Source organism: Janthinobacterium sp. TB1-E2, assembly GCF_036885605.1.
GTDB lineage: Bacteria > Pseudomonadota > Gammaproteobacteria > Burkholderiales > Burkholderiaceae_D > Janthinobacterium > Janthinobacterium aestuarii.
Map to the genome: position 1 here is coordinate 2,375,614 of NZ_CP142523.1, position 22,211 is coordinate 2,397,824.

Annotated in this window: 19 protein-coding genes and 8 tRNA genes; 19 read left to right on the top strand and 8 right to left on the bottom strand. The window is 61.4% G+C overall.

Going from position 1 to position 22,211, the window contains the following annotated elements:
• The first annotated feature begins 33 nt into the window (after window positions 1–33).
• Window positions 34–1,104: a protein-glutamate methylesterase/protein-glutamine glutaminase gene (locus OPV09_RS10750; protein WP_035826603.1), complete on the top strand. Its 1,071-nt coding sequence runs from the start codon at window positions 34–36 to the stop codon at window positions 1,102–1,104.
• Between the two features lie 147 nt (window positions 1,105–1,251).
• Window positions 1,252–1,650 carry a chemotaxis response regulator CheY gene (gene cheY / locus OPV09_RS10755; RefSeq protein WP_026132837.1) on the top strand — a complete coding sequence of 133 codons (399 nt, stop codon included), beginning with the start codon at window positions 1,252–1,254 and terminating at the stop codon, window positions 1,648–1,650.
• 75 nt (window positions 1,651–1,725) lie between these two features.
• Here the strand turns inward: cheY and OPV09_RS10760 are convergent, their stop codons facing one another.
• Window positions 1,726–2,478: an SDR family oxidoreductase gene (locus OPV09_RS10760; protein ID WP_338681610.1), complete on the bottom strand. Its 753-nt coding sequence runs from the start codon at window positions 2,476–2,478 to the stop codon at window positions 1,726–1,728.
• Between the two features lie 293 nt (window positions 2,479–2,771).
• On the opposite strand from OPV09_RS10760, the gene OPV09_RS10765 reads away from it, so the two are divergent.
• Entirely contained in the window at window positions 2,772–3,224 is a 453-nt protein-coding gene (locus OPV09_RS10765; RefSeq protein WP_139248389.1) for a hypothetical protein, read from the top strand.
• A 39-nt stretch (window positions 3,225–3,263) separates the two neighbouring features.
• On the opposite strand, the gene panC is transcribed toward OPV09_RS10765, so the two are convergent.
• From panC to metG, 5 genes are all read right to left on the bottom strand, one after another.
• A complete protein-coding gene (gene panC, locus OPV09_RS10770) occupies window positions 3,264–4,103 on the bottom strand; it encodes a pantoate--beta-alanine ligase (protein WP_058048494.1) in 840 nt (279 codons plus the stop codon).
• Window positions 4,104–4,157: 54 nt separating this feature from the next.
• Window positions 4,158–5,081 carry a ScpA family protein gene (locus tag OPV09_RS10775; RefSeq protein WP_338681611.1) on the bottom strand — a complete coding sequence of 308 codons (924 nt, stop codon included), beginning with the start codon at window positions 5,079–5,081 and terminating at the stop codon, window positions 4,158–4,160.
• 17 nt (window positions 5,082–5,098) lie between these two features.
• The gene (locus OPV09_RS10780) at window positions 5,099–5,308 is read right to left on the bottom strand and encodes a DUF3460 family protein (RefSeq protein WP_034778041.1); all 210 of its coding nucleotides are present in this window, start codon (window positions 5,306–5,308) and stop codon (window positions 5,099–5,101) included.
• 107 nt (window positions 5,309–5,415) lie between these two features.
• Window positions 5,416–5,895, bottom strand: a complete 480-nt coding sequence (locus OPV09_RS10785) for a GNAT family N-acetyltransferase (protein WP_034758490.1) — start codon at window positions 5,893–5,895, stop codon at window positions 5,416–5,418.
• Window positions 5,896–5,914: 19 nt separating this feature from the next.
• On the bottom strand, window positions 5,915–8,071 hold the full coding sequence (gene metG / locus OPV09_RS10790; RefSeq protein WP_338681615.1) for a methionine--tRNA ligase: 2,157 nt from the start codon (window positions 8,069–8,071) through the stop codon (window positions 5,915–5,917).
• A gap of 160 nt (window positions 8,072–8,231) precedes the next feature.
• On the opposite strand from metG, the gene apbC reads away from it, so the two are divergent.
• The 3 genes from apbC to OPV09_RS10805 all read left to right on the top strand — a co-directional run bounded on the left by apbC (window position 8,232) and on the right by OPV09_RS10805 (window position 11,697).
• On the top strand, window positions 8,232–9,320 hold the full coding sequence (gene apbC / locus OPV09_RS10795; protein WP_034758315.1) for an iron-sulfur cluster carrier protein ApbC: 1,089 nt from the start codon (window positions 8,232–8,234) through the stop codon (window positions 9,318–9,320).
• 154 nt (window positions 9,321–9,474) lie between these two features.
• Window positions 9,475–9,882: a DUF4399 domain-containing protein gene (locus tag OPV09_RS10800; protein WP_072454785.1), complete on the top strand. Its 408-nt coding sequence runs from the start codon at window positions 9,475–9,477 to the stop codon at window positions 9,880–9,882.
• 138 nt (window positions 9,883–10,020) lie between these two features.
• Window positions 10,021–11,697 carry an alkaline phosphatase family protein gene (locus OPV09_RS10805; RefSeq protein ID WP_338681619.1) on the top strand — a complete coding sequence of 559 codons (1,677 nt, stop codon included), beginning with the start codon at window positions 10,021–10,023 and terminating at the stop codon, window positions 11,695–11,697.
• 208 nt (window positions 11,698–11,905) lie between these two features.
• On the opposite strand, the gene OPV09_RS10810 is transcribed toward OPV09_RS10805, so the two are convergent.
• Together OPV09_RS10810 and lysA are read right to left on the bottom strand one after the other, a co-directional pair.
• The gene (locus tag OPV09_RS10810) at window positions 11,906–13,468 is read right to left on the bottom strand and encodes a phospholipase D family protein (RefSeq protein ID WP_338681621.1); all 1,563 of its coding nucleotides are present in this window, start codon (window positions 13,466–13,468) and stop codon (window positions 11,906–11,908) included.
• A 62-nt stretch (window positions 13,469–13,530) separates the two neighbouring features.
• Entirely contained in the window at window positions 13,531–14,775 is a 1,245-nt protein-coding gene (gene lysA / locus OPV09_RS10815) for a diaminopimelate decarboxylase (RefSeq protein WP_338681623.1), read from the bottom strand.
• A 148-nt stretch (window positions 14,776–14,923) separates the two neighbouring features.
• Between lysA and OPV09_RS10820 the strand changes: the two genes are divergently transcribed.
• From OPV09_RS10820 to OPV09_RS10880, 13 genes are all read left to right on the top strand, one after another.
• The gene (locus OPV09_RS10820) at window positions 14,924–15,835 is read left to right on the top strand and encodes a LysR family transcriptional regulator (RefSeq protein ID WP_319992611.1); all 912 of its coding nucleotides are present in this window, start codon (window positions 14,924–14,926) and stop codon (window positions 15,833–15,835) included.
• 154 nt (window positions 15,836–15,989) lie between these two features.
• On the top strand, window positions 15,990–17,396 hold the full coding sequence (gene gltX, locus OPV09_RS10825; protein ID WP_338681626.1) for a glutamate--tRNA ligase: 1,407 nt from the start codon (window positions 15,990–15,992) through the stop codon (window positions 17,394–17,396).
• Between the two features lie 124 nt (window positions 17,397–17,520).
• Window positions 17,521–17,596: transfer RNA gene (locus OPV09_RS10830), tRNA-Ala, on the top strand.
• A 67-nt stretch (window positions 17,597–17,663) separates the two neighbouring features.
• A tRNA-Glu gene (locus tag OPV09_RS10835) sits at window positions 17,664–17,739 on the top strand.
• Between the two features lie 133 nt (window positions 17,740–17,872).
• Window positions 17,873–17,948 (top strand) — tRNA-Ala (locus tag OPV09_RS10840).
• A 36-nt stretch (window positions 17,949–17,984) separates the two neighbouring features.
• A tRNA-Glu gene (locus OPV09_RS10845) sits at window positions 17,985–18,060 on the top strand.
• A 47-nt stretch (window positions 18,061–18,107) separates the two neighbouring features.
• Window positions 18,108–18,183 (top strand) — tRNA-Ala (locus tag OPV09_RS10850).
• Window positions 18,184–18,484: 301 nt separating this feature from the next.
• Window positions 18,485–18,560 (top strand) — tRNA-Glu (locus OPV09_RS10855).
• A 124-nt stretch (window positions 18,561–18,684) separates the two neighbouring features.
• A tRNA-Glu gene (locus OPV09_RS10860) sits at window positions 18,685–18,760 on the top strand.
• A gap of 66 nt (window positions 18,761–18,826) precedes the next feature.
• Window positions 18,827–18,902 (top strand) — tRNA-Glu (locus OPV09_RS10865).
• Window positions 18,903–18,997: 95 nt separating this feature from the next.
• On the top strand, window positions 18,998–20,167 hold the full coding sequence (earP, locus tag OPV09_RS10870) for an elongation factor P maturation arginine rhamnosyltransferase EarP (RefSeq protein ID WP_338681628.1): 1,170 nt from the start codon (window positions 18,998–19,000) through the stop codon (window positions 20,165–20,167).
• A 135-nt stretch (window positions 20,168–20,302) separates the two neighbouring features.
• Window positions 20,303–20,878 carry an elongation factor P gene (locus tag OPV09_RS10875; protein WP_034758247.1) on the top strand — a complete coding sequence of 192 codons (576 nt, stop codon included), beginning with the start codon at window positions 20,303–20,305 and terminating at the stop codon, window positions 20,876–20,878.
• Between the two features lie 200 nt (window positions 20,879–21,078).
• On the top strand, window positions 21,079–22,185 hold the full coding sequence (locus OPV09_RS10880; protein WP_338681630.1) for an amidase family protein: 1,107 nt from the start codon (window positions 21,079–21,081) through the stop codon (window positions 22,183–22,185).
• The last annotated feature ends 26 nt before the right edge of the window (window positions 22,186–22,211 follow it).

A 22,211-nucleotide genomic window follows, 5' to 3' on the forward strand; every position in this document is an offset into this window, starting at 1 on the left:
AGAATACGGGCCGCAAGGCCTGGAAGGATAACTATGAAGATCAAGGTATTGATCGTGGATGACTCGGCGCTGATCCGCAGCGTCATGACGGAAATCGTGAATAGCCAGCCCGACATGGAAGTGGTGGGCGCGGCGCCCGATCCGCTGGTGGCGCGCGAGATGATCAAGCAGACCAATCCCGACGTGCTGACCCTCGACGTCGAGATGCCGAAGATGGATGGCCTCGATTTCCTGGAAAAACTGATGCGCTTGCGCCCGATGCCGGTACTGATGGTGTCGTCCTTGACCGAGCGCGGTTCGGAAATCACCATGCGCGCGCTGGAACTGGGCGCCGTCGATTTCGTCACCAAGCCGAAGATTTCGATCCAGAGTGGCATGCGCGAGTACACGGACATGATCGCCGACAAGATCCGCGCCGCCTCGAAGGCGCGCATCCGCGCGCGCACCCTGCCGTCGGCCGGCGACAAGGTGGCCGCGCCGCTGCCTGCCCTGCGCAGTCCATTGACGTCGAGCGAAAAGCTGATCATCGTGGGCGCCTCGACGGGCGGCACGGAAGCGATCCGCGAATTCCTCATGCAGATGCCGTCCGATTGCCCCGGCATCCTGATCACGCAGCACATGCCGGAAGGCTTTACGCGCTCGTTCGCGCGCCGCCTCGATTCGCTGTGCAAGATTTCGGTGCAGGAAGCGGCAGGCGGCGAACGCGTGCTGCCCGGCCACGCCTACATCGCGCCCGGCCATTCGCACCTGACCCTGACGCGCAGCGGCGCCAACTACATGACCAAGATCGACCAGGGCGAACCGGTGAACCGCCACCGCCCGTCCGTCGATGTGCTGTTCCGTTCGGCCGCGCAATCGGCCGGTAAAAATGCCGTCGGCGTGATCCTCACCGGCATGGGCAAGGATGGCGCACAAGGCATGTTGGAGATGAAGGCCGCAGGAGCGTATAATTTTGCGCAGGATGAAGCCAGTTGCGTGGTGTTCGGCATGCCGCGCGAGGCGATCGCTGTCGGTGCTACGCATGAGGTCGGCGCTTTGACGGCGCTGCCTGGCATGGTGCTGGGACACCTGGCGGCGCATGGTATGCGTGCTTTGCGCGTGTAAGCCACGTTTTATATGATCTGAGGCAAGTTTGTTCGCCTAAAAGCAACGAAAATGCTATCCTACAACTTGCTGCCGTAGTGTCGACCATAATGTCGGCATTCATGTCGATATTATTAACAAACCGCTACAGAAACAACGGAGTTATTCATGGCTGATCCAAAGATGAAATTTTTAGTCGTTGACGATTTTTCGACGATGCGCCGCATTGTCCGGAATCTGTTGAAGGAACTGGGTTATGCCAACGTCGATGAGGCGGAAGACGGCGTGATGGGCCTGGCCAAGCTGCGCGCGGAATCGTTCGATTTCGTCGTGTCGGACTGGAACATGCCAAACATGGATGGCCTGACGATGCTGCAGCATATCCGCGCCGATCCCGCACTGGCCAAGCTGCCCGTGCTGATGGTCACCGCCGAAGCGAAAAAAGAAAACATCATCGCCGCCGCGCAAGCTGGCGCCAGCGGTTATGTCGTCAAGCCGTTCACGGCCGCGACCCTCGATGAAAAGCTGAACAAGATTTTCGAGAAGCTGGAAAAAGCCGGCGCCTGATCCAGGCTTGACCGTTATCAAGAAAACGCTGCCCGTGCAAACCGGCAGCGTTTTTTTCGTCAGTTCGCGCCTTGCTTACACCAGGCCGCCATTCGCACGTAACGTTTGTCCATTCACCCAGCGGCCATCCGGCCCGGCCAAAAAAGCCACGGCCGCGGCGATATCGTCCGGCGTACCCAGGCGTTCAAGGGGCGCCATCTTGGCCATGCGCGCTATCGTTTCTTCCGTCTTGCCGTTCAAGAACAGGGCCGTGGCCGTGGGGCCGGGGGCGATGGCATTGACGGTGATGTTCTTGCCGCGCAGTTCCTTGGCAAAGATATTCGTCATCGTCTCGATGGCCGCCTTGGTGGCGGCGTAGACGGCATAGCCGGGCAGAGCCAGGCCGATCACGCTGGTCGAGAAATTGACGACGCTGCCGCCGTGGCGCAAGCGCGTCGCCGCCTGGCGCATGGTGTTGAAGCTGCCCTTGACGTTGATGGCGAACAGGCTGTCGAAGGTGACGTCGTCGGTCTCGGCCAAAGTGGGCAGTGCGGGCGGCATGATGCCGGCGTTGTTGACCAGCACATCGACGCCGCCGTAAGCCGCTTCGGCCGCATCGAACAGCGCTTGCACGTCGCTTGCCTCGGCCACGTTGGCCTTGACGGCGATGGCGGCGCCGCCTTCGGCCATGATGGCTGCCACCAGCTCGTCCGCCGCATCCTTGCCGCTGGCGTAGTTGACGACGACCTGGATGCCGTCGCGCGCCAGGCGGCGGGCGATGGCCGCGCCGATGCCGCGCGAGGCGCCCGTGACGATGGCTACCTTGGCAGAGTTGGATGTTGTGTTCATGGATGTTCTCCTGTGATGGTGGGAGGTCCGCATGCTGTTGCCGCGAGCCAGTGCCATTATTTTGATCTTTATTCATGGATGGATAAAGATGGGAGTTTTGATTTCAATGTGCAAATTGCATTAACAATGATGCCTGGCCTGCCTGGCAGGACAGGCAAGATCCCGCAGGTTTCAGGAGATTGCGCAAAGGAATGAAATATTTCCTAAAGTTAACTTTACACGTCAAATAATTTGGCCCATGATCGCTGCAGTATTCCACCTCTGTCCCCGACCCCGACACGAAGGAGCGCACGATGCGCCGAGCACCCGTATTATTTTTCGCCCTGAGCACGGCCCTGTTGGCGGCCTGTGGCGTGAGCCTTGAGCAAACCACCGCTGCGCCTGTCGCGTCTGTCGAGATGCAGGAGCCGGCCGCGCAGCCGCCTGCCGAAGGTGATGGCCGGCATGCCTATTTGCACCGCGTGGGCGGCCAGGATTATGTCAGCCTGAGCCAGAGTGGCCCCGAGGGCGGCTTGCCTATCCTCACGGGTACGCAGCGCCATGCGCGCGCCATTCGCCTGCTGGCGGCCGATCCTGCCCAGGTACGTGCCATTCTGCGCAGCCTGAGGCTGCCTGCCAACCAGCGCAAGCTGTGGGCGGGAGAGGAAATCGTGCTCGATGCGGCCAGCTACGACATGTTGCAAGCGGCGCGCGGCAGCAACAAGCCGCTGTTTGCCGAACTGAAATTGGTAGGGATGGAGAAGTAGAGAAAGAAACGGGGCCGAATGGCCCCGTTGTGACAATGCTTAAATTTCGAGGTTGTCGATCAATCTGGTTTGACCCAGCTTGGCTGCGGCCAGCACCACCAGCGGCTCGCCGGCGGCCAGTTCGGCGGCGCTAGGCGCTTGCAGGTTGGCGCGCTTGCGCACGGCGATGTAGTCCGATTTCCAGCCGCGGCTGTTCAACAGCTGCATGCTGGCCTGTTCCAGTTCGCCCACGGCCAGATTGCCCTTGCGCACTTCTTCGGCCACGAAATTGAGTCCCTTGTACAGTTCCGGCGCTTCCGCGCGTTCGCTTTCCGACAGATACATATTGCGCGACGATAAGGCCAGGCCATCGTCCGCGCGGTAGGTTTCCGCAGCGATGATTTCCGTCGGCAGCGCGAACTGGCGCGCCATGTTGCGGATGATCATCAGCTGCTGGTAATCCTTCTTGCCGAACACGGCCACGCGCGGGCCCACGCACGAGAACAGCTTGGTGACGACCGTGCACACGCCTTCGAAGAAGCCGGGGCGGAACTCGCCTTCCAGGGTATTGCCCAGGTCATCGGGCGGGCGCACGCGGTATTCCTGCGGTTCCGGGTACAGTTCCTTTTCCGTCGGCGCGAACAGCACGTACACGCCTTCCTTTTCCAGCTTGGCGATGTCGGCCGCCATCGTGCGCGGATATTTCTCGAAGTCTTCGTTCGGGCCGAATTGCAGGCGGTTCACGAAGATCGAGGCGACGACCGGGTCGCCATGCTTGCGCGCCAGGCGCATCAGCGACAGATGGCCTTCGTGCAGGTTGCCCATGGTGGGGACGAACGCCGTGCGCAGCTGTCCGCTGAGCTGGTCGCGCAATTCTTCGATGTCGGAAATAATTTTCATGGATTGCTTTCGCTAAAACCCCGTTGTACGGTGGTCAGTGACAAAGGGAAGGGGTCAGGCGGGCGAATAGGCCAGCCGGACGTAGATGGGGGCAAACGGTTCTGCCTGCGTGATTTCGATCAGGGTTTCCTTGGCCAGTTCCAGCAGGGCCACGAAGTTGACCACCACCACGGGCACGCCGCCGGCAATGTCGAACAGCTCGCTGAACTCGACGAAACGCGACGATTGCAAGTGGCGCAGGATGCTCGACATGTGCTCGCGCACGGACAGTTCCTGGCGGCTGATGCGGTGATGCTGGGTCAGCTTGGCGCGTTTCAGCACGTCGAGCCACGCCTGCTGCAAGTCCACCGGTTCCACGTCGGGCCAGGTGGGCGTCAGGCTTTGCTCGATGAAAATCTGCGTGCGCACGAAATCGCGCTCGAACTGGGGGATGGCGTTCAGGTCGTAGGCGGCCAGCTTGATCTGCTCGTACTCGAGCAGCCGGCGCACCAGTTCGGCACGGGGGTCGCCGCCATCTTCCTCGACGTCGCTCTTGCGCGAAGGCAAGAGCATGCGCGACTTGATCTCGATCAGCATGGCGGCCATCAACAGATACTCGGCGGCCAGTTCCAGGTTGCGCACGCGGATCTGGTCGACATATTTCAGATATTGCAGGGTCACCTGCGCCATCGGAATATCGAGAATGTTGAAGTTTTGCTTGCGGATCAGGTAGAGCAGCAAGTCGAGCGGGCCTTCGAAGGCTTCGAGGAAGATTTCCAGCGCGTCCGGCGGAATGTACAAATCCGTCGGCATGCGCATCATCGGCTCGCCATACAGGCGGGCGATGCCCAGCGGGTCGGCGGCGGGCGCCGCGTCCGTTACCGTTGTTGCAGGGTCGCCGCTGCCGTCGCCGTCAGCGACAGGTGGGGGCGACTCGATGACTGCGCCGGCACCGGAAGCGTCGGCTTCCGGCGTGACTGCAGACTCTTCAGGCAACATCGTGCCGGTTCCAGATCTTAGTTCTTGTTCTGGTAAACGTAAGCCTGTTGCTTGACGGCCGACGCCAGCTGGCGTTCCTGCTCATCGATGCTGACGGCCGGCTTGTCCCACAGCAGGGCGCGGCCCGCTTGCTGGCCCGCTTCCATGCCAGGGTTCTTGGCCTTCAGTTCGGCGATGAACAAGGTGTGGTCGGATACGTAGTTGTTGTGTTTTGCAGGCAGTTTCATATTCTCTTCTGAGTGTCTTATGGGTAAGGTCAGCCGGCCGTATTTTACCGCGCCGTGCGGCTTGGCGGGTTGTTGTATCGGCAAGTCCGGGGCGAAATTGCTAAAAATCAATAACGTAGCAAACGCCGCATCACCATCGGTGCCGGTTCTGCGGGGTTGGCGTGCGAATATTCCAGTTCTTCGGCCAGGTCGAATTCGAAGGCCGCATAAAAATCGATCAGCTTGCGCTGGTCGCGCCGCACGGCCAGGCGCAATTCCTCGGCCTGGCAGGACAGGCCGTGATGAATGATGGCTTCGAGCAAGTGCTGCGAGACGTGGCTGCCCCGGTAGGCGGGCAGCACGCCCATGCGTGAAATCTTCCAGATGGCGGGGTCGCTGTCGAGCGGCATCCAGCGCAGCGAACCGGCGGGAATGTCGTCGATCAGCAACAGAAAACCGCCGCCGTGGCGCAATTGCTCCGCCACTTGCTCGGCCGTCTCGTGGTGTCCACTGGACGAGGCTGCTACCTTGCCGGCCCATGCGGCGCGGGTCAGCTCGGCCATCAGCTGTGCATCGGCATTCGTTGCTTCGCGCACCACGATATTCATCATCGGTCCTTGTGGGCGCTTAGCGGATGCGCATGCCAGGTTCGGCGCCCGGCCACGGGTTCAGGATGTAGATGCCCGGATTCGCCTTCTCGTCGGCGGCGGACGCGGCCATGACCATGCCTTCGGAAATGCCGAACTTCATCTTGCGCGGTGCCAGGTTGGCTACCAGCACCGTCAGCTTGCCGATCAGCTCTTCCGGCTGGTAAGCCGAGCGGATGCCGGAGAACACATTGCGCAAGCGGCCTTCGCCCGCATCCAGGGTCAGGCGCAGCAGCTTGTCCGAGCCGTCGACCAGTTCGCAGTTGACGATTTTCGCGATGCGCAGGTCGACCTTGAGGAAGTCGTCGATCTTGATTTCGGGCGCCAGTTCCTCGATGGCGGCAGCGGTTGCCACTGGAGCTGCGGCGTCATTCGCGGCGTCGCCGGCCGGTGCGGCAATGGCGGCGGCCGCTTGCGGCGCGTCGAACAGCGCTTCGATCATCTTCGCATCCATGCGCGTCATCAAATGGCTGTAGGCGCCGATGGTGCGGCCTAGCATGCTGTTCGAGACGGCGTCGCCGAACACCTGCGTGTCGGCCCAAGTGAATTCTGCGTCGTTGAGGAACGATGCCACGTTCTTCGCCACGCCCGGCAGGACCGGCGACAGCAGGATCGTCAACTGGCGGAACAGGATCAGGGCCGTCGTGCATACGTCATGCAGCTCCGCGGTCTTGTCCGCATCCTTGGCCAGGATCCACGGCTTGTTTTCATCGACATACTGGTTGGTGATGTCGGCGATTTCCATGATCTCGCGCAAGGCCTTGCCGAATTCGCGGTTCTCGAAGTGCGCGGCGATGCTGGACTGGCGCTCGACGATGACGCCGTTGACGTCCACCGTCAGCGCGCGGTTGATCCAGCTTTGCGCGCCTTCCGACAGTGTCGACGCCAGCTTGCCGTCGAAACGCTTGGCGATGAAGCCGGCGCAGCGGCTGGCGATGTTCACGTATTTGCCGATCAGGTCGCTGTTCACGCGGGCGACAAAATCTTCGCCGTTGAAGTCCAGGTCTTCCACTTTCGAGTTCAGCTTGAAGGCGATGTAATAGCGCAGCCATTCCGGGTTCATGCCCAGGTCCAGGTAGCGCAGCGGCGAGATGCCCGTGCCGCGCGACTTCGACATTTTTTCGTTGTTGACCGTCAGGAAGCCGTGGACGTTGACTTTCAGTTTGTCGATCACCGGGTGATTGGCGAACTTCAGCATGGCGGGCCAGAACAGCAAATGGAAGGAAACGATATCCTTGCCGATGAAGTGGATCTGTTCCGTCGACGGGTCATTCAGGAAGGCGTCGAAATCGATGCCTTTCTTGTCGCAATAGTTTTTCAGGCTCGCCAGGTAACCGACGGGCGCATCCATCCACACATAGAAGAATTTACCTGGTGCATCGGGAATCGGGATGCCGAAGTAGGGCGCGTCGCGCGAGATATCCCAGTCGGCCAGCTTTTCACCGGCTTCGCCCAGCCATTCGCTGACCTTGTTGACCATTTCCGGCTGCAAGCGGCCTGGCGTGTTGAGCCAATCCTTGAGGAATTCGAAGCAGCGCGGATCGGACAGCTTGAAGAAATACTGTTCCGACGGCTTCATCACGGGCGTCGCGTTGGTAAACACGGAGAACGGGTTGACCAGGTCGGTCGGCTGATAGGCGGCGCCGCACACTTCGCAATTGTCGCCGTACTGATTCTTGGCGCCGCATTTCGGGCATTCGCCCTTGATGTTGCGGTCGGCCAGGAACATGCCTTTGACCGGGTCGAAGAAGCGGTCGACGGTTTTCGTGACGATCAGGCCCGTATCGCGCAGCTTGCGGTAGATCGATTGCGACAGGTCGACGTTTTCCGGCGAGTCGGTCGAATACCAGTTGTCGAAGGCGATATGGAAGCCATCGAGATACTGGGCGCGGCCGGCCGCGATGTTGGCGACGAATTGCTGCGGCGTGATACCTTCTTTTTCGGCGGCGATCATGATGGGCGTGCCATGCGTATCGTCGGCGCCCACAAAGTGCACTTCACGGCCGGCTGCGCCATCGCGTTGCATTCGCTGGAACCGGACCCAGATATCGGCCTGGATGTATTCCATGATGTGGCCAATGTGAAAAGCGGCGTTTGCGTAAGGCAGGGCAGTGGTGACGAACAGCTTGCGAGTCATGATTGATGCACTTTTGGGATGGATAATAGGACATTTTAACAGCGGAAAGGCAATATGAGCAGATGCAGCGCCGGCAAGTGATGCTTTTGCCGCCATCGCACCATGCAAATTTGCGCTAGACTGCGCGTATTGCACATATGTAGTACACACGGAGATTTACATGAGCATCACAGTAGAAGACGTCAAGGCCGCGCTGGCCCAGGTTATTGACCCAAATACACATAAAGATTTCGTTTCCAGCAAAACCGTCAAGAATCTGAAGGTCGACGGCGATGATATTTCCCTCGACATTGAGCTCGGCTACCCCGCCAAAAGCCAGATCGACCTGATCCGCAAATCCGTGCTGGCCGCCCTGCGCGTGCTGCCAGGCGTGGGCAACGTCAGCGTGGGCGTGTCGTCGAAAATCATTTCGCACACGGTGCAGCGCGGCTTGAAGCCGATGAGCAACGTGAAAAACATCATTGCCGTCGCTTCCGGCAAGGGCGGTGTTGGTAAATCGACCACGGCCGTCAACCTGGCCCTGGCCCTGGCGGCTGAAGGCGCCACCGTCGGCATGCTGGACGCCGATATCTATGGCCCGTCGCAACCGATGATGCTGGGCATCAGCGGCCAGCCGAAGACGCTCGACGGCAAGAGCATGGAGCCGATGGAAAACCACGGCCTGCAAGTGTCGTCGATCGGCTTCATGATCGATCCGGACGAGCCGATGGTGTGGCGCGGCCCGATGGTCACGCAAGCCTTGCAGCAATTGCTGGACCAGACCAACTGGCGCGACCTCGATTACCTGATCGTCGACATGCCGCCAGGCACGGGCGACATCCAGCTGACCCTGTCGCAGAAAGTGCCAGTCACGGGCGCCGTGATCGTCACGACGCCGCAGGACATCGCGCTGCTCGACGCGCGCAAGGGCTTGAAAATGTTCGAGAAGGTCGGCATTCCTATCCTCGGCGTGGTGGAAAACATGAGCACGCACATCTGCTCGAACTGCGGCCATGCGGAAGAAATCTTCGGCGCCGGCGGCGGTGCGAAGATGTGCGCCGACTTCGGCGTGGAATTCCTCGGCGCCTTGCCGCTGACCATGGCGATTCGCCAGCAAACGGATTCGGGCACGCCCACCGTCGTGGCCGAGCCGGAAGGCCCCGTCGCCGTGATCTACAAGCAGATCGCCCGCACCATCGCGATCAAGGTGGCGGAAAAGGCGAAGGATATGACAAGTAAATTCCCGTCGATCGTCATCAAGAACGATTGATGATCGGCCATGGGGTCAGACCCGCCGGGGGAGTGCATCCCAATGGGATGCGCTCCGATCGCGAAGCGACTGACCCCAGCAGCTCCCCGGCGCCATGGTCGCCAGGAATATGGTTTCATGCAGTCCGTGTTGTTATTTAACAAGAGGAGACATCATGCAATTGAACACCGTATTCCTGCGTCAAGCAGCCGCCGTGATCGCCGGTAGCCTGCTGGCCGCCAGCGCGTTTGCGCAATCCGTTTCCTTCGTCGAGCCAGCCGATGGCGCGACAGTGGCGAGCCCGTTCAAGGTCAAGTTTGCCGTCAGTGGCATGGACGTCAAGCCGGCCGGCGACATGACGGCCAAGACGGGCCACCATCATCTGCTCATCAATACTGGGCCGATGAAGGCGGGCGAAATGATACCCATGGACGAAAAGCATTTGCATTTCGGCAAAGGACAAACGGAAACGGACGTCACCTTGCCGCCGGGCCAGTACACCCTGACGATGCAGTTCGCCAACGGCGCACACCAGTCGTATGGTCCGGAGCTGGCCAAAAGCATCAAGGTGACGGTCAAGTAAGCCAGGCAAATTCATCTGTTCGGCATCGGGCCGGGTTCCAGCAATGGGCCCCGGCCTTTTTCTTGTTATTGCTTCTGTCATCATTGCGTCATATAGTCGGCGTATGCTGCCCGGTGGCCTAACTTTTGATGAGCGGATATGACGAAACCTTTCTCCCTTTCCCGGCAACTGGCACAGGCGCTGCTGCTGGCCGCTGGCGTGGCGGCGTGCCACGCGCATGCGGCCAAGGCGGTGCCCAATGCTGCGACGCAGCCGAAGCTGGTCGTGGTGCTGGTAGTGGACGGCTTGCCGCAAGAGCAGGTGACGCGCTACCGCGACCAGTTCGGCCAGGGCGGTTTCCGCCGCCTGCTGGAACAGGGCGCGTGGTTCAGCGATGCGCACCAGGCGCACGGCATCACGGTCACCGCCATCGGCCACTCGGCCGTGCTGTCGGGCGCCTACCCGTATCAGCATGGCGTGATCGGCAATAACTGGATCGATCCCGTCACGAAGAAATCCGTGTACTGCACCGAGGATGGCAATTTCCATTACATCGGCGAAGAGACGCAGCCCGATGACGGCACGGCGCCGACCAAGCTGCGCGTGAGCACCCTCGGCGACGAACTGCGTTATTCGACGGGTGACAAGGCCAAGGTCGTCACCGTGTCGGGCAAGGACCGTGGCGCCATCCTGCTGGCCGGGAAAACGGGCACGGCCTATATGTACATGGAAAAGACGGGCAACTTCGCCAGCAGCACCTACTATATGCAGCAGCACCCGCAGTGGGTGCAGCGCTACCAGGCGGCCAAGCCGCAGGACCGCTATTACGGCAAGAGCTGGACGCCGCTACTGGCCGATTCGGCCTATGCGCGCGATGCCCGGGATGATCTTGTTGCTGCCAAGCCGGGCACGCGCAACACCTTCCCGTTTGCCTACTACAGCGACAGCGGCAAGCTCGATGGCGAGTACTACAGCCGCCTGAAATCCGGCCCCTTCCTCGACGAGCTGACCCTGGAATTCGCCCGCGCCGCCATCGATGGCGAAAACCTGGGCCGCAATCCGGCCGGCGTGCCCGATATCCTCGGCGTGAGCCTGTCCGCGCACGACTATGTGAATCACGCCTACGGCCCGGAAAGCAAGATGTCGCACGACCATCTGCAGCGCCTGGACCGCATGCTGGCCGGCTTCTTTGCCGACCTGGATAAAAAAGTCGGCATGGATAACGTGCTCGTGGTGCTGACGGCCGACCATGGCTTCGCCAACGTGCCGGAATTTTCCGAAACGCGCGGCTTTTCCGCCAGGCGCATCGATGGCGCCAAACTGGTCGATGCGCTGAACCAGCACCTGGCGACAAACCTGGGCATCGACAAGCTGGTGACGGCGTCGTCGCTGCCGAATATCTACCTCGATTACGCGCTGGCGGAAAAGCGCGGCGTCCATCGCGCCACCCTGGAAGACGCGGCGGCCCGCTTTCTGATGCAGCAGGACGGCCTGGCTCAAGTCTACACGCGCACGCAGATGGAAACGGGAGCCGTCGCCACGCGCATGGACACCTTGATGCGTCGCGCCTGGAACCGCCAGCTGTCGGGCGACCTGATGCTGGTGACAAAGCCGGCCTGGTACTTCGGCAAGGGCAGCGGTGGCACCTCGCACGGCACGCCGTATACGTATGACACCAACGTGCCGCTGATGGTCTTCGGCCCCCGCTGGATCAAGCCGGGCGCCTATGGCCAGTACGCGGAAGTGGTCGACATCGCACCGACCTTGGCCCATCTGCTGCGCATACGCCAGCCGTCGGCGTCGGAAGGGCGGATTTTGACGGAAGCGGTGCGCTAAGGCTCTTGGGCAGTGGTGTTGTCGGCTTACGCGCTGCGCGCTAAGCCGACCTACGGGGTTTGCATGTCGGCGCCGCCGCCAATTTGACCGGCGTTGTTTGCGTTTCGGTGCCGCCACCAACACGACCGGCCTTGGCCTTGTGAAGAGCGTAGGTCGGATTAGCGGGGCAAAGCCCCGCGTAATCCGACAACAACGTTGGCAAAACCGCTTACAACAACCAATCGATCGGCAGCACCGACAGAATCGCTACGCCCATGCGCTTCCACACGCTGGTGCCCGGTTCCGTGTCGTAGCGCGTGGTGGCGCCGCTGGCGTCGCGGGCGATCCAGTACAGTGCGCCGTCGTCGCCCAACAGTACCTGGTAGGCGCGCTGCGGGATCGTGGTGCGCATGGCTAGACCCAGCTGGCTGGCCAGCGCGGGGCTGTCGATGACGAGGCCCATTTCCGTATTCAGCTCGATCGAGCGCGGGTCGAAGTTGAACGAGCCGACAAAGATGCGCTGGTCGTCGACGGCAAAGGTCTTCGCATGCAGGCTCGATGCGGAACTGCCGAAGCGGCCCGTCTGCTCGCGCGCATCGCCTGCTTCCCACGAGCGGCGCGATTCGTACAGCAGCACGCCCGCTTCCAGCAGCGGTTTCCTCCACTTCGCATAACCGGCATGCACGGCCGCCACGTCGGTCGCTTCCAGCGCATTCGTCAGGATGCGCACGCCCACGCCCTTTTTCGCCAGGTCGGCAAAGGCTTGCGTGCCCGATTTGCCGGGCACGAAATACGGCGATACCAGGTCCACTTCCTTTTTTGGCACGCCCAGCAGGTTTTGCAGGCTTTCCGCCACGCCCGTGCCGGGCCTGGCCTTGTCCAGCACCTTGGCCGGGTCGTCGCTGACCATGCGCGTCCTGGCCCATTCGAAGGGCAGGGTGCGTTCCATCATCTGCTTGACGAAGGGCGAGGTGCGCAGCGCCTGCACGTATTCCTCGGCCGCCTTGGTGTCGTCGATGCGGTCCGCCTCGGCGGCGATAGTGGCCGCGTCGCCTTCGACTGGGCTCGTCAGCAGCAGCCTGGCCGGGTAGGCCGAGGCGCTATTCCAGTAGCGGTCGAAATCGTGCGAGACGTCATCGACAACGGGGCCGATGGCCAGCACGTCCAGGTCGGCAAACAGCACGTCGCCGGCCGCGCCAAAATATTCGTCGCCCACATTGCGCCCGCCGACGATGGTGGCCTGGTTATCGGCCGTGAACGATTTGTTGTGCATGCGCCGGTTGAGGCGGGAAAAATCCGTGGCAAAGGCCAGCGCGCGCGGAGCGCGGGGCAGGAAGGGATTGAACAGGCGGATTTCCAGATTCTGCTGCTTGCCCAGCATGGTCAGGATCTGGTCCAGGCCCGCCGTGTTGTTATCGTCGAGCAGCAGGCGCACGCGCACGCCCCGTTCGGCCGTCTGGCGCAGGGCGTCGAACAGCAGGGTGCCCGTGATGTCCTTGTGCCAGATGTAGTACTGCACGTCCAGGCTGCGCTGGGCGGCGGCGGCCAGCAGGGCGCGCGCGGCAAACGCATCGCGCCCGTCGACCAGCGGATAGATGCCGGACACGCCCGGATGCTGCGCCACCATGGGCGCAATGGCCGTGGCCAATTGGGTGTGCTTTGTGTCGGCGATGACACTGGAGGGGATGCGGCTTTCCAGCGAGGGCAGTGAAGCGCAGCCGGCGAGGACGGCGGACAGCAGCAGGGGCAGCAAGAAACTGCCGCTGCGGCGGGCAAGGGTGGTGGCGGGCATGGCGGGCTTTCATCGAGTTGCACGATGTTAGCAGATGCGCATGCCCGCACGCGGGCGCGGTTTTACAGTTGTTCCAGCGCGATCAGTTCGGCCACCGTCTGGCGGCGGCGGATCAAGCGGGATTGCTCCCCATCGACCAGGTATTCGGCCGCATGGGGGCGGCTGTTGTAGTTCGACGACATGGACGCGCCATACGCGCCCGCGCCTTCGAAGACGACGTAGTCGCCCACCTGCGCTGCTGGCAGCAGACGTGTTTCGACGACGCCGCCATCACGCTGGGTAAACACGTCGCCCGATTCGCACAAGGGGCCGCCGACGACGGTGGCGCATGCGGGGCTGGCGTCCAGTGCACGGCCGTCATGCGCGATCACCGACATTTCATGGTAGCTGCCGTACATGGCGGGGCGCATCAGTTCATTGAAGCCCGTGTCGAGCAGGGTGAAGTGGTTGCCGCCCATTTGCTTGGTGGCGCGCACTTCGGCCACCAGCAAGCCCGCGTCGGCCACGAGGAAGCGGCCCGGTTCGATTTCCAGGTGCACGGGATGGCCCAGGTGCGCCTCGATCTGCTTGCGTGCCGCATCCCACAGCTCGAAATAATGGTTCGTATCGACGGGCTGCTCGCCTTCGCGGTAAGGCACGGACAGGCCGCCGCCCGTGGAAATGGCTTCGATGTCATGGCCCATGTTCTTCACCAGGTCGACCATGGTGCCGCAGACGGTTTCCAGGTGGCTGTAGTCGACGCCCGAGCCGATGTGCATGTGCAGGCCCACCAGGTGCAGGCCATGCGCGCGGATGACGGCCAGCGCCTCCGGCAGCTCTTCGTGCCAGATACCGTGCTTGCTGTTTTCGCCGCCCGTGTTGGTCTTGTTGCTGTGGCCATGGCCATAGCCGGGATTGATGCGCAGCCAGACGCGGTGGCCGGGCGATACTGGGCCCAGCTGGCGCAGCATGTCGACGGAACCGCAATTGACTTCGATTTTTGCCGCCGCCACGCGCGCCAGGGTGGCGCGGTCGAACAGGTCGCATGTGAACACCACGCCGGCGGCGCCGTTCGTTTGCGCCGGCGTAAAGCCCGCCTGCAGCGCGCGTTCGATTTCGCCCAGCGAGACGGCATCCACGTGCACGCCCGCTTCACGCATCAGGGTGAGCAGATGGATGTTCGAATTGGCCTTTTGCGCGAAGCGCACGGTGTCGAACTGCGCCAGTTGGGCGATGCGCGCGCGGATGGTGGCCGCGTCATACACCCACAATGGCGTGCCGTGTTCCTGGGCGAGTTGGGCGAGGGTGGCGTCTGACACTGGTTTCATGGTGGCTGTCTTTGTCATGTTGTGGGGTGGTGTCGGATTACGCGGGCTTTGCCCGCTAATCCGACCTACGATGCTGGCCATGATGCGGGTTTTTTGGCTAAACATAAAATATCCATTTAGGCTGACCTTATTCATTTATGATATGACCATGACTATCTCCCTGCGCCATATCGAAGTCTTCCGCGCCATCATGACGACGGGCAGCGTGACGGCCGCCGCCGCCATGCTGCACACGTCGCAGCCCACCGTCAGCCGCGAGCTGGCGCGCCTCGAGCATTTGACGGGCTTGACCCTGTTCGAACGCGAGCGGGGGCGGCTGCGTCCGACGGCCCAGGCGCTGCAGCTGTTCGAGGAAGTGCAGCGCGCGTACTTCGGCCTCGAACGCATCGTCAGCACGGCGGCGGCCCTGCGCCAGTTCGACCAGGGGCAGTTGTCGATCGCCTGCCTGCCCGTGTTTTCCCAGTCCTTGCTGCCGCAGGCGTGCAAGCGCTTCGTCGCCGATTTTCCCAAGGTGAGCATCAGCATCACGCCGCAGGAGTCGCCGCTGCTGGAAGAGTGGTTGTCGGCGCAGCGCCACGATATCGGCCTGACGGAAGTGGACAATGCCCCGCCGGGTACGGCGCTCGCCACCCTGATGTCCGTCGATGAAGTGTGCGTGCTGCCCGACGGCCATTCGCTCGCCGGCAAGGCCGTGCTGCAGCCGGCGGACTTCGCGGGCCAGCCTTTCATCAGCCTGGCCGCCGTCGACCCGTATCGCCAGCAGATCGACGCCATCTTCGCGCAGGCCGGCGTGGAGCGGCGCCTGGCGCTCGACACGCACAGCGCCGCTTCCGTCTGCGCGATGGTGCGCGAAGGCGTGGGGCTGGCCATCGTCAATCCGCTTACGGCCCTCGACTATGCGGGGCAGGGCTTGCAGATCCGCCGCTTTGCCGTGTCCTTGCCGTTCACCGTGAATCTGGTCAAGCCTTTGCACCGGCCCTTGTCGCAACTGGTGGCCCTGTTCGAGCAGGCGCTGCATGCGCAGGCGGACGAGGTGAAAAGGCGGCTGCTGGCACTATAAGACAAGCCCCTTGAAGGACCGGGGTCAGACCCTCAGGGGAAATGGGACCCAGTGGGCCCCATTTCGATCACGAAGTGACTGACCCCGGGGTTTGCCTTTGGGGTTTGCTTAGGTAGTAAAATGGCGTTTTACTTATTCAAGCCTGATTACTTCGATGACCACAACCGCTACTCCCGTCCGTACCCGTTTCGCTCCCAGCCCGACCGGCTATCTGCACCTGGGCGGCGCCCGCACCGCTTTATACAGCTGGGCGTATGCCCGTCACTTCGGCGGCACCTTCGTGCTGCGCATCGAAGACACGGACGTGGAGCGTTCCACGCCGGAAGCCGTGCAAGCCATCATCGAAGGCATGAAGTGGCTGGGCCTGGACCACGACGAAGGCCCGTTCTACCAGATGCAGCGCATGGACCGCTACCGCGAAGTGGTGGCGCAGATGCTGGCCGAAGGCACGGCATACCACTGCTACTCGTCGCCGGAAGAAGTTGAAGCGATGCGCGAACGCATGCGCGCCGCTGGCGAAAAGCCGCGCTACGACGGCACCTGGCGCCCGGAACCAGGCAAGACGCTGCCTGCCATTCCTGCCGACCGCAAGCCCGTCGTGCGCTTCAAGAATCCGCTCGATGGCGATGTGAGCTGGGACGACGTGGTCAAGGGCACGATCACGATCTCGAACCGCGAGCTGGACGACCTGGTGATCGCGCGTCCGGACGGCACGCCGACATACAACTTCTGCGTGGCCGTCGATGACTGGGACATGCAGATCACCCACGTGATCCGCGGCGACGACCATGTCAACAACACCCCGCGCCAGATCAATATCCTGCGCGCCATCGGCGCACCGCTGCCGCTGTACGGCCACCTGCCGATGATCCTTGGTGCGGATGGCGAAAAGCTGTCGAAGCGCCACGGCGCCGTCAGCGTGATGGATTACCCGGCGCAAGGCTTCCTGCCGGAAGCGATGCTGAACTACCTGGCGCGCCTGGGCTGGAGCCATGGCGACGATGAAGTGTTCTCGACCGAGCAGTTCTGCGAGTGGTTCAACCTGAACCACCTGTCGAAATCGGCGGCCCAGTTCAACAATGAAAAACTGGCCTGGCTGAACAACCACTATATCAAGCAGGCCGACAACACGCGTCTGGCCGACCTGGCCCGTCCGCAAATGGTCGCCGTCGGCGCCGTCTTCGAAGGCGCGCCGGACCTGGCGCAAGTGCTGGGCATGATGAAAGAGCGCGCCAACACGGTCAATGAACTGGCTGCCGCTTCGATGCTGTTCTTCCGCGAGCCGCAGCCGGAAGCGGAACTGGTGGCGCAGCACATCACGGATGCCATCAAGCCCGTGCTGGCGCAATTCGCCGAGCGCATCGCCACGGTGGAGTGGAGCAAGGAAGCCGTCGCCGCCATGATCAAGGAAGTGCTGGCCGCCAATACCATCAAGATGCCGCTGCTGGCCATGCCTTTGCGCTTGATTTTGACGGGCCAGTTGCAGACCCCGGCCATCGACCAGGTAGTGGTGATCTTCGGCCGCGACACCGTGCTGGCGCGTCTGGCAAAGTGGCTGTAATCGCCGCTCTTAAATACGCGTAAAAATACGGTGCGGAAACCGCCCCTATGAAAAGTTGCTCATAGACGAAAAAGGGTATTTGCAGAGTGAAACTTCTTTGCTATACTCTTGTTTCTGCACCAACGGGGGTATAGCTCAGCTGGGAGAGCGCTTGCATGGCATGCAAGAGGTCAGCGGTTCGATCCCGCTTACCTCCACCAGCAGCAAAATCGCAGTCAGGTTTTGTTAGTCGCTGAAGCGGTGCAGATGTTGTTTGGAAGTTCCGCGGTCCCCATCGTCTAGAGGCCTAGGACATCACCCTTTCACGGTGAGTACAGGGGTTCGAATCCCCTTGGGGACGCCAGGTTGTTGTGGTATAGTAGTGGCAGTTGTTTGTACTGATTGTTGTAAGTTCAGGCCCGTAAAAACGGAACCTGGATGGAAAGCAAGTAGTGGAACAAAGTCGCCAAGTGCGGCTTTTATTATTTCTGCGCCCGGGGGGTATAGCTCAGCTGGGAGAGCGCTTGCATGGCATGCAAGAGGTCAGCGGTTCGATCCCGCTTACCTCCACCAACAGCGCAGACGTAAAGAAGTAAATGTAGTGCCGAGGTCCCCATCGTCTAGAGGCCTAGGACATCACCCTTTCACGGTGAGTACAGGGGTTCGAATCCCCTTGGGGACGCCAGTTCAGTCTGGTGTTGTAGTAAAGAAGTAGCAGTGTTTCTGCGCCCGGGGGGTATAGCTCAGCTGGGAGAGCGCTTGCATGGCATGCAAGAGGTCAGCGGTTCGATCCCGCTTACCTCCACCAACAGCGCAGAAATCACACAGTAATCAAAGTCGCCTAGAGCGGCTTTTTTTACGTCCGTTTATTCATCGTCATACCCCTCGGGTGAGAGGCGTAGGTCGGATTAGCGGCACGCGTAATCCGACAATGCCACCGTTCTAAATCAACATCCGGTCCCCATAGAGAGATCTCTGCAAATAGATGGAAAATAACCCCCCCGGCAGTTGATTTCGTGAATCACCCCATGCTATACTTCGCGCACGCTTTTTTGAGGGGCTAAGCAAAGCCTTCAACGAAGAGTCCGCTGAGAGGTAAGCCAGCACAGGTCCCCATCGTCTAGAGGCCTAGGACATCACCCTTTCACGGTGAGTACAGGGGTTCGAATCCCCTTGGGGACGCCAGGATTTCGTTGTAAAGTAAGAGTGCAGTGCTGAACGGGCCTGACAAGTCAGGCTTTTTTTGTTTCTGCAATATTGCTGCAGTACCGGGTCAGGATGCAAAGTAGCGCATTCAGGACAGATTTCTGTCCCCATCGTCTAGAGGCCTAGGACATCACCCTTTCACGGTGAGTACAGGGGTTCGAATCCCCTTGGGGACGCCAGATTCGCAAGCAGTAAGACAAGCAACAGGTCGGGATGCAAAGCAGCGCATTCAGGACAGATTTTCTGTCTCCATCGTCTAGAGGCCTAGGACATCACCCTTTCACGGTGAGTACAGGGGTTCGAATCCCCTTGGGGACGCCAGACCGGCTGAATCAGCCAACAACAAAGCCGCCTGGTAACAGTGCGGCTTTTTTGTTATGGGCTGCCATGCCACGTTTTTCTCTTCTCCTTTGAATATGCCATTAGCTACCGATCGCGCGCCATCCCTGGCCATCTTCTGCAAAGTCGTCGACAACTACGGCGATATCGGCATTTGCTGGCGCCTCGCGCGGCAGTTGCAGCGCGAGCACGGCGTGGCCGTCACCCTGTGGGTCGACGATCTTGTCAGCTTCCAGCGCATTTGCCCCGCGATCGACGTAGCAGCCGAGGCGCAGCAGGTGTCCGGCGTCACGATACGCCACTGGCGCGGCCAGGATGGCGTGTTTGCGCCCGCCGATATCGCCGATATCGTCATTGAGTTCTTTGCCTGCGACATTCCGCCCGGCTATATCGCCGCCATGGCGCAGTGTTCGCCGCAGCCCGTGTGGCTGAACCTGGAAGGCTTGACAGCGGAAGAGTGGGTCGAGGGCTGCCATGCGCTGACGTCGCCGCGCCACGGCATGATCAAGCATTTCTTCTTCCCCGGCTTCACGGATAAAACGGGCGGCTTGCTGCGCGAAGCGGCGCTCGACGAGCAGCGGCTGGCGTTCCAGGCCGATGCCGCCGCCATGGCGGCATTCCTCGGGCAATTCGGCGTGACGGCGGCGGACATGCGCGCCTTGAAAGTGTCGCTGTTCTGCTATCCATCCGCTCCCGTCGCCGAGCTGTTTGCTGCCTGGCAGGCGGGCAGCGAGCCCGTGACCTGCCTGGTGCCGGAAGGCGTCGCGTTCGATGCCGTTCAAGCGTTTATCGGCGACGATGCGGCGGTGCCCGGTGTGGCGCGCACGCGCGGCGCGCTTACCGTGCGCGTGCTGCCTTTCGTGCCGCAGGACGATTACGACCGCCTGTTGTGGGCTTGCGACGTGAACCTGGTGCGCGGCGAGGACTCGTTCGTGCGCGCGCAATGGGCCGGCCAGCCGTTTCTCTGGCATATCTATTTGCAGGATGAAAACCTGCATCACGTGAAATTGCGCGCCTTCCTGCAGCGCTATGCGGCGGATGCGGACGGCCCCATCGACAGCCTGGTACAGGCGGCGCTGGCCTGGAATGGCGCCAGCGCGGACGCCTTGCCGTGGGCGCAGCTGTGGCCCGCATTGCAGGCCGATCTGCCGCGCATCCGGGCGTGCGCGCAGGCCTGGCAGCGGCAGATGCAGGCTAATGGCGATCTGGCAAGTAACTTGCTGGCGTTCGCTGGCGCGACGAGATAGGCGCTTGCCCAAAATTAAGGTAAAATGCCCGGTTATTTCTAACGTATTTTTAACCGATCAAACGCAAGCTTGCGGCGCTGATGGCGCACAGGCGGCAGATGGTCTTCATGCAACCCACTTTTTACGTACATTCCTATGAAACCCGCAAAAGAAATTCGTGTTGGCAATATCATCATGGTCGACAGCAAGCCTATGATCGTGTTGCGTTCTGATGTCAACGGTTCGAGCCGCACGGGCTTCACCTACAAATGGAAGATGAAAAATCTTCTGACGAACACCCCGATGGAAAACGTGTTCCGCGGCGACGACAAGTTCGACGTTGTTGTTCTGGATAAAAAGCCAGTGACGTATTCGTACTTCGCCGACCCGCTGTTCGTGTTCATGGACACCGAGTACAACCAGTACGAAATCGAAGAAGAAAACCTGGGCGAAGCGCTGAACTACCTGAAAGATGGCATGGAATGCGAAGCCATTTTCTACGACGGCAAAGCTATCTCCGTTGAACTGCCTACGACCATCGCCCGTCAAGTGGTGTACTCGGAGCCAGCGGTCAAAGGCAACACTTCGGGCAACGTCCTGAAAGAAGCCAAGATCGAAAACGCCATCGACGCTCACCGCCACACCGTGCAAGTACCGCTGTTCGTGGCACAGGACGACGTCATCGAAATCGACACCCGCACCAACGAATACAAGCGTGTCGTACGCAACTGATTTGCTCCAGTACTGGACCATCAAGAAACGCTGCCTTCGGGCGGCGTTTTTTTTTGCTTGGAAAATAATTCCTTATCACAACTATTAGCTTGCAAGGACTGCTATGCTATGGCTAGCACATTATTGCGGTAGAAACATTGAAGTTTCTTGGAGATACGATGCAGCGCAGTCAGATGTTACGCAGTGGCGCGTCCCGGAGCGTGTCGCGCCCCGTACTGGCCCGTGCCACGGCGCCGGCCAGCCCCATGGCCCATCTGCTCGACGCCGGCGTCTTGCCGCAACAGCAGATGATGCAGGCAGGCAAACTCAGTTCCCATGCACTGACGTCGCAGTACCTGGCCCGCATCCGCTCCCTGTGCAGCATCGGCGCGCGCGCCTATCCCGGCATTGAAATCAATCCCGACGCCTTGAAAATTGCCCTGGAAATGGACCGCGAGCGGCAAGTGCACAAGGTGCGCGGCCCCTTGCACGGCATCCCCGTCGTCTTGCGCGACAACATCGCCACGGGTGACCGCATGAAGACGCGCACGCAGGCGCCCCTGGCCACGCACGCCAGCTGCGATTCCTTCGTGGCGGCGCGCTTGCGCGCGGCCGGCGCCGTCATCATCGGCAAAAGCAATTTGCGCCAGTGGGCGGCCGTCAGCGTGCCGCATGCCAGTGCCAGCTGGGCCGGACTCACCATCCTGGCCGTCGACAGCGCGGCGGACGGCTCCATCGTCGCGCCTGCTTCAAACTGCGGCCTGGTCGCCATCAAGCCCACGGGCAGGGCCGCTGGCGGGCAGGGTGGTGAGCCAGCCACTGCCGGACCGATGGCGCCCAGCGTGCGCGAGGCGGCCTGGCTGCTTGCCGCCTTGAGCGGCGAGCGCCTGGCCGATGGCATGGTGTTTGATGCCGCCGGCTTGCGCGGGCGCCGCATCGGCGTGGCGCGCAGCCTGTTCGGCCTGTGCGCCGGCACCGATGCCCTGATCGAGCAGGCGCTGAACGTGTTGCGCGAGCAGGGCGCGGAACTGATCGAATTGCCTCCCGCGCCCGGGCCGGGCGGCATCGACGCGCTGCTGCGCTCGCATGGCCTCGATGCGCTGGTGGGGCCGACCTGCCACGGCGTAGCGCAGCCGCAGTCCGACTTGCCGCACATCACGGTGCCTGCCGGCGTGCTCGGGGGCTTGCCGGTCGGCTTGTCCTTCATCGGTCCTGCCCACGGCGAGAAGCCGCTCATTGCGATGGCGTATGCCTACGAGCAGGCGACTTTGCACCGGCGTACGCCCGCACTGCCATCAAGCATCACCCTGGCGCTGCGCCGACCATGATGATTCCTTTCGTTTTCTTTCGATAA

What these genes read in the sequence shown, in the direction of transcription:
- OPV09_RS10750 (WP_035826603.1), top strand. Translation starts at nt 34, where the DNA reads ATGAAGATCAAGGTATTGATCGTGGATGACTCGGCGCTGATCCGCAGC.
- cheY (WP_026132837.1), top strand. Translation starts at nt 1,252, where the DNA reads ATGGCTGATCCAAAGATGAAATTTTTAGTCGTTGACGATTTTTCGACG.
- OPV09_RS10760 (WP_338681610.1), bottom strand. Translation starts at nt 2,478, where the DNA reads ATGAACACAACATCCAACTCTGCCAAGGTAGCCATCGTCACGGGCGCC.
- OPV09_RS10765 (WP_139248389.1), top strand. Translation starts at nt 2,772, where the DNA reads ATGCGCCGAGCACCCGTATTATTTTTCGCCCTGAGCACGGCCCTGTTG.
- panC (WP_058048494.1), bottom strand. Translation starts at nt 4,103, where the DNA reads ATGAAAATTATTTCCGACATCGAAGAATTGCGCGACCAGCTCAGCGGA.
- OPV09_RS10775 (WP_338681611.1), bottom strand. Translation starts at nt 5,081, where the DNA reads ATGTTGCCTGAAGAGTCTGCAGTCACGCCGGAAGCCGACGCTTCCGGT.
- OPV09_RS10780 (WP_034778041.1), bottom strand. Translation starts at nt 5,308, where the DNA reads ATGAAACTGCCTGCAAAACACAACAACTACGTATCCGACCACACCTTG.
- OPV09_RS10785 (WP_034758490.1), bottom strand. Translation starts at nt 5,895, where the DNA reads ATGAATATCGTGGTGCGCGAAGCAACGAATGCCGATGCACAGCTGATG.
- metG (WP_338681615.1), bottom strand. Translation starts at nt 8,071, where the DNA reads ATGACTCGCAAGCTGTTCGTCACCACTGCCCTGCCTTACGCAAACGCC.
- apbC (WP_034758315.1), top strand. Translation starts at nt 8,232, where the DNA reads ATGAGCATCACAGTAGAAGACGTCAAGGCCGCGCTGGCCCAGGTTATT.
- OPV09_RS10800 (WP_072454785.1), top strand. Translation starts at nt 9,475, where the DNA reads ATGCAATTGAACACCGTATTCCTGCGTCAAGCAGCCGCCGTGATCGCC.
- OPV09_RS10805 (WP_338681619.1), top strand. Translation starts at nt 10,021, where the DNA reads ATGACGAAACCTTTCTCCCTTTCCCGGCAACTGGCACAGGCGCTGCTG.
- OPV09_RS10810 (WP_338681621.1), bottom strand. Translation starts at nt 13,468, where the DNA reads ATGCCCGCCACCACCCTTGCCCGCCGCAGCGGCAGTTTCTTGCTGCCC.
- lysA (WP_338681623.1), bottom strand. Translation starts at nt 14,775, where the DNA reads ATGAAACCAGTGTCAGACGCCACCCTCGCCCAACTCGCCCAGGAACAC.
- OPV09_RS10820 (WP_319992611.1), top strand. Translation starts at nt 14,924, where the DNA reads ATGACTATCTCCCTGCGCCATATCGAAGTCTTCCGCGCCATCATGACG.
- gltX (WP_338681626.1), top strand. Translation starts at nt 15,990, where the DNA reads ATGACCACAACCGCTACTCCCGTCCGTACCCGTTTCGCTCCCAGCCCG.
- earP (WP_338681628.1), top strand. Translation starts at nt 18,998, where the DNA reads ATGCCATTAGCTACCGATCGCGCGCCATCCCTGGCCATCTTCTGCAAA.
- OPV09_RS10875 (WP_034758247.1), top strand. Translation starts at nt 20,303, where the DNA reads ATGAAACCCGCAAAAGAAATTCGTGTTGGCAATATCATCATGGTCGAC.